The organism is Synechococcus sp. R6-7, assembly GCF_047461695.1.
GTDB lineage: Bacteria > Cyanobacteriota > Cyanobacteriia > Thermostichales > Thermostichaceae > Thermostichus.
The window spans coordinates 1-8,714 of record NZ_JANSHS010000359.1 but is presented as its reverse complement, the minus strand read 5'-3'; the positions used below and the strand labels follow the sequence as shown (position 1 = coordinate 8,714).

General features: G+C 59.0%; 8 protein-coding genes and 1 pseudogene. 4 read left to right on the top strand and 5 right to left on the bottom strand.

The features are described 5' to 3' along the window. Positions 1-134 precede the first annotated feature (134 nt). Positions 135-1,592: a circularly permuted type 2 ATP-grasp protein gene (locus tag NW815_RS10695; RefSeq protein WP_414388987.1), complete on the top strand. Its 1,458-nt coding sequence runs from the start codon at positions 135-137 to the stop codon at positions 1,590-1,592. Positions 1,593-1,613: 21 nt separating this feature from the next. Here the strand turns inward: NW815_RS10695 and NW815_RS10690 are convergent, their stop codons facing one another. The 5 genes from NW815_RS10690 to NW815_RS10670 all read right to left on the bottom strand — a co-directional run bounded on the left by NW815_RS10690 (position 1,614) and on the right by NW815_RS10670 (position 6,228). Further along, positions 1,614-2,174, bottom strand: a complete 561-nt coding sequence (locus tag NW815_RS10690) for a gamma carbonic anhydrase family protein (RefSeq protein WP_414388989.1) — start codon at positions 2,172-2,174, stop codon at positions 1,614-1,616. Positions 2,175-2,190: 16 nt separating this feature from the next. Continuing rightward, positions 2,191-3,195, bottom strand: coding sequence for an alpha-E domain-containing protein (locus NW815_RS10685; protein WP_414328741.1), 1,005 nt, complete (start codon positions 3,193-3,195; stop codon positions 2,191-2,193). Further along, positions 3,189-5,099 carry a hypothetical protein gene (locus NW815_RS10680; RefSeq protein ID WP_414388991.1) on the bottom strand — a complete coding sequence of 637 codons (1,911 nt, stop codon included), beginning with the start codon at positions 5,097-5,099 and terminating at the stop codon, positions 3,189-3,191. Before NW815_RS10680 ends, NW815_RS10685 begins: the two co-directional genes overlap by 7 nt. Beyond that, on the bottom strand, positions 5,093-5,644 hold the full coding sequence (gene moaC, locus NW815_RS10675) for a cyclic pyranopterin monophosphate synthase MoaC (protein ID WP_414388993.1): 552 nt from the start codon (positions 5,642-5,644) through the stop codon (positions 5,093-5,095). Before moaC ends, NW815_RS10680 begins: the two co-directional genes overlap by 7 nt. Positions 5,645-5,736: 92 nt before the next feature. After that, positions 5,737-6,228 carry a Tic20 family protein gene (locus tag NW815_RS10670; protein WP_414328739.1) on the bottom strand — a complete coding sequence of 164 codons (492 nt, stop codon included), beginning with the start codon at positions 6,226-6,228 and terminating at the stop codon, positions 5,737-5,739. Between the two features lie 311 nt (positions 6,229-6,539). Here NW815_RS10670 and NW815_RS10665 point away from each other — a divergent pair, with 311 nt between their 5' ends. The 3 genes and pseudogenes from NW815_RS10665 to NW815_RS10655 form a co-directional block, all read left to right on the top strand. Further along, positions 6,540-7,007: a hypothetical protein gene (locus tag NW815_RS10665; RefSeq protein WP_414415992.1), complete on the top strand. Its 468-nt coding sequence runs from the start codon at positions 6,540-6,542 to the stop codon at positions 7,005-7,007. A gap of 266 nt (positions 7,008-7,273) precedes the next feature. Continuing rightward, entirely contained in the window at positions 7,274-8,308 is a 1,035-nt protein-coding gene (hemH, locus tag NW815_RS10660; protein ID WP_414387989.1) for a ferrochelatase, read from the top strand. 130 nt (positions 8,309-8,438) lie between these two features. After that, a pseudogene (locus tag NW815_RS10655) lies at positions 8,439-8,714 on the top strand (CCA tRNA nucleotidyltransferase); the annotation flags it as partial.

The following is an 8,714-nucleotide window of genomic DNA, read 5'->3' as shown; positions in this document are numbered from 1 at the left end:
GTCCTTTCGCGTCAGCGGGACGGAGTCCTTTCTTTTTACCAGGCTAAAAGTAGCTGAAAGCACACTATGCAGATCCAGAGCCGCCAACAGTAGAAGAAGTAGAAGAAGATGATAGCGTTCCAGGGATCCCAGACGTGCGTTTTGATGCCTACGACCCGGGCGAGGGGTTTTACGACGAGCTGTTTTTGGGGCGTAACCAGCCCCGTCCTGAGGCGATCCCGCTGATTGAGCGCATTCATTCTCTGGAAGAAGGGGAACTGCAGCAGCGGCAAGCGGCGGCACAGGCGGCCCTCTTTCAAATGGGGGTGACCTTCAACGTCTATGGCGATAGCCAGGGCACGGAGCGAATTTTCCCCTTTGACATCATTCCCCGCATCGTCTCGGCTTCCGAGTGGCAGCGGCTGGAGAAGGGTCTCAAGCAGCGCATCCACGCCCTCAACCTGTTCATCGACGATGTCTATCACGACCAGAAGATCCTTAAGGATGGGGTGATCCCTGCCGAGCTGATCGAGACGGCCAAGGGATTTCTGCGGCCCTGTGTGGGGCTCAACCCACCGGGGAGAATTTGGTGCCACGTCACCGGCACCGACCTGGTGCGGGATCGGGACGGAACTTGGTACGTGCTGGAAGATAACCTGCGCTGTCCGTCGGGAATCTCCTACGTGCTGGAAAATCGGCGGGTGATGAAAAGCACCTTTCCCTCCCTGTTCAACACCATGGGGATCCGCCCGGTGGACGACTACCCTAGCCATTTGTTGGATACTCTGCTTAACCTGGTGCCGCACCTAGCCAACCCAACGGTGGTGGTGCTCACCCCCGGCATCTACAACTCCGCCTACTTCGAGCATTCTTTCCTCGCCCAGCAGATGGGGGTGGAGCTGGTGGAAGGGCGGGATCTGGTGGTGGCCGATGGCTATTTGCAAATGCGCACCACCAAAGGGCTGCAGCGGGTGGATGTGATCTACCGCCGCATCGACGATGACTTCATCGATCCCCTTGCTTTTCGCCCTGATTCCCTCTTGGGGGTACCCGGCCTGTTTGAGGTCTACCGGTCGGGGCGGCTGGCGATAGCCAACGCTTTGGGAACAGGGGTGGCGGACGACAAGGTGATCTACGCCTATGTGCCGCAGATGATCCGCTACTACCTGGGAGAAGAGGCCATTTTGCCCAACGTGCCCACCTACCTCTGCTGGGATCCCAAGGATCAGGCGTATGTGCTGGAGAACCTCGACAAGCTGGTGGTGAAGGCAGCCAACGAGTCGGGTGGCTACGGCATGTTGATGGGATCCCAGGCTACACCGGAAGAGCGGGCTGCTTTTGCCGAGAAAATCCGCGCCCAACCGCGCAACTACATCGCCCAACCCACCCTGTGCCTTTCTCGCGTGCCCACCTTGGTGGATCGGGGAGAAGGCCCCCGTCTAGAACCCTGTCATGTGGACTTGCGGCCCTATATCCTCTACGGCAAAGAGATCTACGTTCACCCAGGGGGGCTGACCCGCGTCGCCCTCAAGAAGGGATCTCTGGTGGTGAACTCCTCCCAGGGGGGCGGCAGCAAAGATACCTGGGTGCTCTGCGCGGATCCCGGCTGTTGAGAGACGGCTTGCAAAATAGGTTCAGAGCCGCTCGCCCGAACCTCTGCTCCACCGGCCAAAGCGGCTGGCATGTTGAAGCGCCAGATCCACGTAGTGCTGGGCGTGAAGGCGCAGTTGCTTGACCTCTTCCTCGGTGAGGGTGCGGATAACCTTGGCCGGGATCCCCGCCGCCAAAGAGCGAGGTGGCACAGACCGGGTGACCACCGCTCCAGCTCCCACCATGCTGCCCGCCCCGATGGTGACCCCGTTCAAGATAATGGCCCCAATCCCGATCAGACATCCCCCCTCGATGTGGGCACTGTGGATGACCGCTCGATGGCCTACGGTCACTTCCTCGCCAACCAGGGTCGGCTGTCCGGGATCCCCGTGCAGGATGGCTCCATCTTGGATGTTGCTGCGGCGGCCAATGACAATGGGCGAGAGATCCCCCCGCAAGATGGCCCCGTACCAGATGCTCACCGCTTCCGCAAGTTGGACATCGCCGATCAGTGTGGCATTGGCGGCAATAAAGGCTGCCTCATCTACTCCCGTCGGCTGCCGATCCAGCCCAATTGGCCAGGTGTCCTGTTTTTCTCGTTGCATTTAGAGTCGAGGCCGTTCATGTCAGTTGGGCTTGACGTTGAGAGAGTAGAGAGGATTCAGACGGTTGCAAGGGGCGAATGGCAAAGAAAGTTTCGTAGATGCAATCGCCAACGTGGTTCATTTGTAGCTGTAATTTGTCGAGAAACTCATGTAAGCCCTGCTCCATAATGTCGTCGATGGTCAGGTAGTCCAGCTCAGAACGCAGGCGGCCCAAAGCTCGCTCGCTGGGATCCCGCCAAGTATCGGCTGGGGTGCCGGTGATCTGGTGCAGGGATCGATCCGCATGAATAAGACAAAACTGAATGGAGCGGGGAAATTGCCGATCCAAAATCAGGAAAGAAGCCACCTCTCTGGGATTGATGCGGTGCTGGCGGCTGTATTTCCGGTACATTTCATAAGCACTGGCCGACTTCAGCAAGGCGATCCACTGCAGCTCATCCAAAGCCGTGCCCACGTACTGCAGAGAGGGCAGCAAAATAAAATACTTAACATCCAAAATGCGCGCCGTTTTGTCTGCCCGCTCCAAAAGACGGCCAATCTGGCCAAAGTGCCAACCTTCCCCGTGGGTCATGGTGGCATCCATCACCCCGGCGAATAGGTGGCTGGCCAGTTTCACTTCCGTGAAGAAATCGTGGAGCTGACTCAGGTGGGGGCCTTGCTGAGCTGCTTCTTTGACCATCAAATAAAAGCGGTTGACCCGCTCCCACATTTCTGAAGAAATGACCTCCCGCACAGAACGGGCATTTTCTCGCGCCAGCCGCAAACAGGAAAGGATGGAGTTGGGGTAATCCCTATCAAAAGCCAGGAACTGGATGACTGTTTCTTGGGTTGCCTGGCCATAGCGTTGGTAAAACAGCTCCTGATCCCCAGTGGTGTAGACAATGGGATCCCACTGCTGGGCGGGACCGCTGGGCAAGTCTAGGATGAGGTTGAGATTGACATCGATGAAGCGGGCGATGTTCTCGGCGCGCTCCACGTAGCGGTTGAGCCAGTAGATGGAATCGGCCACCCGACTCAGCATGCTGTTGCCTCCTCTGGAGTGTCTTGTCTCTGCGCTCCGTTCAAACCCAGCAGGCGGAGCAGCCGCCGCACCTTCACCAGCAGCACCCCCGTTAGGCCAGTCAGGATCCATCCTATCCAGTCGGCTGCAGTACCCAGATAGCGCACCTGCACGCGATGATCCCCCGGCGGGATCCGCACCTGCAACAGCCCCACTCCGCTGTGCTCAGCAGACGTGAGGCGACCATCCACCTGTACCCGCCAAGCAGGGTAGTAAAACGTGCGCAGGACTACCCATTGATCCTGATCGGTGGGGTTAACGGCCCGAAAACGACGGTAGCCATAGCGCCACTGCTCCACTTCCAACAGTGGCTCCAGATTGCCTTGCTCTTGTCCAAAATCCACTACGTCCCCCTGCCACCGCAGCAGCGGATCCACCTCTGGGGGCGGCATGGGCAGGGTTGCTTGGCGAGGTCGGTACTCCAGCACATCCACCAGCGCCAGCCCATCGGGAAAGATCCAGTGCCAGTGAAGAAAAGCGATGCCCGGTCGCTGCTGGGGCTCGTTGGGAAATGGCTTGGCGGCAGACAGCTCTTGAAAAGTCTGGATGGTTTGCGGGTCAAACCAGGCTCTGGACAAGACCTGCCAGCCCTGCCAGCTTTGTATCCCCATTGCCAGACCTATCCCCACAATCAAGAGGATCCTCCAGCCCTTTTGCCCCCACCCCCAGGCGGCCAGGGATCCCAAAAGCCAGGGCACCGTTACTGATGTCACCGCCATCCAGCGCCAAGAAAACTGAATGCGGCGCAGGGGCAAAACCCACTCGTAGAGCCAACCCAGCAGATCCGTCATCATCAGCAAGGCCACCAAGCTGGCCCCCAAGCTGTAGAGCAGGATCGCTTTGGCCAGGGGAGCATGGGATCCCAAGGCATCAAAGGACTCCGTCTCGTTAGCGCGAACGGAATGGATCGGGGTCATCCCCCTTGTCCTGCGGGCCAGCCATTCCCAGAAAACCAGGATCCCAGCACCCAAGACAACGGCTACCATCCAGAGCCAGTACCCTACCAGGCCGCTTTCAAACCAGTGCTGCGTCAGTTGCGGCTGGAGCCGGGTTAGCCCACTCAGCATCAGGCGATGTTGGGGCATGTACTCTTCGACAAAATTCACCAACTCCACCTGGATGAGGCGCTGATCCCAAAAGGCTGGCAGCAGATAAAACGCCGTCCACCCCAGCCCCAGCCCAAACCCCAAGTAGCAGCGCCCCACCCTGGGCCAGAGGGGATCCCAGCGGCCCAGCACCCAAGGCAGAGGCAGCCAAGTTAGCGTAAAGACCAGCAAAGTGGGCAAGTGAGATAGGGCCAACAGGCCGTAGCTAATGGCTAAGGCCACAATCGGCCAAAGGGACTGGGGCCGGCAGATCACCTGGACTGAGGCCCAGAAAATCCAGGGAGAGACAGCAATGGCCCACACTTCCCCCATTGCCCCCCGTTGGTAAATATCCACCAGCCAATAGGGGCCGGCCATACCCGCCAGAGCCAAAACCAGAGCCCAAGCCCAGGGGATGAGTTGCCGGAGAAGGGCATACAGCCCTGCGCCAAAGACTGCCATCGCCAAGCCCATGCTGGCCACCAGGGATCCGGGCATATCCAGCTCCAGCAGGCGAAACGGCAGAGGGGCCACCATGCACAGAGGGGGGTAAAAGGCAAAGGTGGGATTGCCGTAGCCGAAGTTGGAATACTCTAGCCAGCGGGGGTAGAACTGCCCGCTGAAAAACTGTCGCTGATACTGAAAGGCCCAACTGAGGTTGAAGTGGGTGGAGTGAGTCATGGGATAGCCCTGGTGCAGCATGGGCCAGAGCAGCACCCCAATGCCCACCAACAACCCTAGCCCAACACCCCTCTCTGGTTGTTGCAAAGCTTTCAGCATTTCTCGGCGTTATCCCGATCCTCTGCCTCGAAAGGCCCAGACTTCCCCCCATACTTGCGCAGCAGCCGGATGTGTTCGATCACCATCGTCTTCTCCAAGGCCTTGGCCATGTCGTATAGGGTGAGGGCAGCCACCGAAACTGCTGTCAAAGCCTCCATCTCCACCCCTGTTTGGGCGTTGGTTTTCACTGTAGCGGTGATCAGAAAGCCGGGCAGATGGGGATCCGGATTCAGATCCACGGTGACGCTGCTCAAGGGGAGAGGATGACACAGCGGGATCAGATCAGCGGTGCGCTTGGCAGCCATGATCCCGGCCAGCCGGGCTGTTTCCACCACATTCCCTTTGGGCCCTTGACCGGCCAAGATGGTCTGCAAAGTCGTTTCTGACATGCGTACCTGTCCTTGGGCAGTGGCCAAGCGGGCAACCGTGGGCTTATCTCCTACTTCCACCATTTGTGCTCGGCCAGAGGCGTCCAGGTGGGTGAGGGCTTGCCCAACAAAGGACTCTGTCCTGCTGGCGCGACTAGAACTCGAATCCGATGGCACCCCGGCCTCCCACAATCCTTGAGAGCTGAAGAGTTGGCTTAGGCTCCGATGAGGTCGGCAAATCGGCAACCAGACCCGCAGGGACTTGACAACTAGTAGCGAATCCAGGCATAGGCGGCATCAGAGAGCACCGGCACCTCGGCGTAGTGGCCGCGAATGTTTTGCACCCAGGCGTAGACGGTGATGGCAATCACCCCCAAGAGAGCTGTGGTGGCCAAAATGCTGACCATCGCCGCCAGACCAAGGCTGCCGAAGAGCATGCCGAACACCTGCATCAGCACCTGCACCAAGAACAAGGCAATGTTGAGCAACAGCGCCTGGATGGTGTTGAAGCGAACAAAATGGGCTACGCGGGTGTTGCGGATCACCAGGAACAGGAGAGCCAAAGACACCCCCATTCCCAGCCAGCCCGTGGCCAGGGGCACCAGACGAAACAGAGGCGCAAAAATGGGGATCAGCCCTGGCAGAGATTGAAACAACCCAGAGGGCAAAAAGCCCAAGGGCAGAGCCGATACCAAAGGCAAAAGGTAGGGAAGAGATCCCCACAGCCGATTGATGGGAGTGATGTCGCCGCGCCAGGTCATAATCCGTCGATCCCTATTAGGTGCAGTGGTCATTGAAGTGAAGTTTGCTTGTCGGTGCGCTTCTGGGATCCCCACCAGCTAAAGATTCAGAGAGAGAAAGCAACACCCAAGCCTTGGGCCTATTGTAGTCGATGGATTTGGGTGGCTCAACGCGCTTGGCCGCAAGCCGGCTTCTGCTTTCCAGTGAGCAGAAAAACTCGAGGCCAAAAGGTTCAGGGTGAGCGTTCCGATGCATCTGGGCTGGTATAATCAACGGCAAATCCTGGCTGCATAGCGGTTTTTTGGGTTCTTTACATTTTTCAGCTTCCACCATGAAGATTTCATTGTCTCCCGCTGCTGGCGTTGTCGGAGCTTTTCTCTGGCAAGTTTGGTCTGGGCTGATGGGTTTTCTCAACGACCGTCTGTTGCCGGAGCGCTATCACATTCGGCCTGAAGCTTTGCCGGAGTGGATTACTCAGGTGTGGGCTGGCTATCTGCGCTATCGGGAAGCCTCTCGTCCGGGGGCGATCCAGTTTCGCGGCTTGACGGTGGATCCCAGCCGAGATCTGCGCTCAGCTCACCTCGGATCCCGTCCGCTCCGCTACCGCGGCTGCCCCATGGAGACGGTTGCCCGCTCTGGGGATCCTTCTCCTACCGCCCAACCCATCCCTGAAAAGGCTTTTGTGCCCCCCTACTGGAAACTCCTCAATACGCTGCGCTTGAAGTTGAGCCTGGCCGATATTGATCGCTACCCCGTCACTCCGGCCCTGCAGCGGGTTTACCGCGGTCGAGAGTTCTGACAGCGCTCTGCTCCTTAGCGGCAATGGGGTGTTGAGGCCGGGGATCCCCTTGTGGGCGGGGATCCCTTTTTGGACTTTGTTCGCGACAGCGGGACGGAGTCTCTGGATTGGACTTGTAGGTTTGGGTGCGGGTGGTTTCTCCTGAGGGGAAAGCTGAGAAAGACTGCAAAAAAACTTAAGGTCACTTTCCCGCTGGGGGATAAGAGCCCCTACAGTGGATAAAGAAGAACATGGTGCTCCGCACCGCCAACGCAATGAGCCTTGTTATGTCCAAAAGCGGCGTGCTCCTGCTGAACTTGGGGGGGCCAGAGACCCAGGCTGATGTGCAGCCCTTTCTTTACAATCTGTTCGCCGATCCTGAGCTGATCCGCCTGCCGTTTCCCTTCTTGCAGCGGGCCTTCGCCTGGGCCATCTCCACGCTGCGGGCCGAAAAATCCCGCCGCAACTACGCGGCCATTGGGGGGGGATCCCCCTTGCGGCGCATTACTGCTGAGCAAGCGCGAGAACTGCAGGCCCACCTGGTGGCCGAGGGCTACGATGTGCCGGTGTATGTGGCCATGCGCTACTGGCATCCGCTGATCGAGTCGGTGGTGCAGCAGATCAAGTCGGATGGGATCACCCGCTTGGTGGTGCTGCCGCTTTACCCGCAGTATTCCATCAGCACGACGGGATCCAGCTTTAAGCTGCTGGATCGGCTCTGGGCTGAGGATCCGGAGCTGGCCCACATCGAGCGCTGCCAGATCTGCTCCTGGTACGATCAGCCTCAGTACGTGCAGGCGATGGCCAGAGCAATTCGGGAACAGTTGGATGGATTTGCCGAGCCCGAAGGGGTGCATGTGCTGTTCAGCGCCCACGGCATTCCCGAAAGCTATGTCACCGAGGCCGGGGATCCCTACCAACAGGAAATGGAAGCCTGCGTGCGGCTGATCTGGCAGCAGGTGGGACGCCCCAATGACCACACCCTCTCCTATCAAAGCCGGGTGGGTTCGGTGCGGTGGCTCCGGCCTTACACCGAACGGGTCATCCCGGAGTTGGGATCCCGAGGTGTGAAGCAGTTGCTGGTGGTGCCGATTAGCTTTGTGTCGGAGCACATCGAGACCCTGCAGGAGATCGACATCGAGTATCGGGAGCTGGCCCATCGAGCTGGGATTGCCGATTTTCGCCGTGTGCCCGCCTTAAATACCGACCCTCTGTTCATTGCTGGCTTGGCGGCGCTGGTGCGGCCTCATCTGCTCACTCCGGGCTTGGCAGCTCCTGCCTTTGTCCCTGCTGCTGTGGGCAGCTCGCTGCTGGAGCGGTAGGGAAGAACGCCAGGCATTTCATTGTTGCTCTGCAACGCTGACGCGACCAGACGAGGACGCTGACTTCATACCCCCAGAAGCGTTCTCCTACCACCCCAGGTGTCTCATCTTCATGGAGTTTTGACTGGGAATGACCCTAAGCCCGAGCGAAGCCTTGCTGACGAAGTGGCTGCTGACCTATTTTTACCAACGGCTGCCTTTCCCCCAAGAGTGGCTGCCGCAGAAAAGCTATTGGGTAGGGGGATCCCTGCGGGATGCTTACCTGGCTTGGCTGCAGGGCCGTGCTGCTGGGGATCCCGCTCGCGACGGTGGGATGGAGTCCTCAGCGTCGGTGGATTTGGACCTGATGTGCGCTGTGGATCCCGTGGGCTGGGCAGCGGCAGTGGCACGGCGGTTGGGGGCGGGC